This is a genomic window from Staphylococcus sp. 231237_7MaSpsaltlick (assembly GCF_043107035.1).
The window spans coordinates 1-475 of the sequence record NZ_JBICNX010000350.1 but is presented as its reverse complement, the minus strand read 5'-3'; the positions used below and the strand labels follow the sequence as shown (position 1 = coordinate 475).

Below are 475 nucleotides of genomic sequence, written 5' to 3'. Positions count from 1 at the left end.
GCCCTCTGGGACCTCGTGTGGGCCGGCCGCATCAGCAACGACACGTTCACGCCGGTGCGCTCGCTCCTCTCCCACGGCAAGACCGCGCACAAGCAGCGACCGGTCCCCGCGCGGGCGCGCACGTCCCGGAGCGGCCGCCTGGGCCGCGCACCCGGGAAGTCCCTCACGGGTTCCTCCATGCGCCTCGCCTCGGGCGCGGACGACGCCGGCGCGTACCAGCGGCCCACGCCTCCCCTGGCGGCGGGTCGCTGGAACATGCTGCCGCAGGTGGAGCAGGAGACCACGCTCCACGCCCATGCCCAGGCGGAGCTCCTCCTGGACCGCTACGGTGTGGTGACTCGCGGGGCGGTTGCCACCGAGGGCATCCCGGGCGGTTTCGGCCTGATGTACAAGGTGCTCGCCCGGCTCGAGGAGATGGGCCGCTGCCGGCGCGGCTACTTCATCGAGCACCTCGGCGCCGCGCAGTTCGCTGTCC

General features: G+C 73.7%; 1 protein-coding gene. It reads left to right on the top strand.

Annotated features, from left to right (window positions below; translation table 11 throughout):
* Nucleotides 1-475 (top strand): Lhr family helicase (locus ACF91D_RS31840; protein WP_392438713.1); only part of this gene is annotated, 475 nt, incomplete at both ends.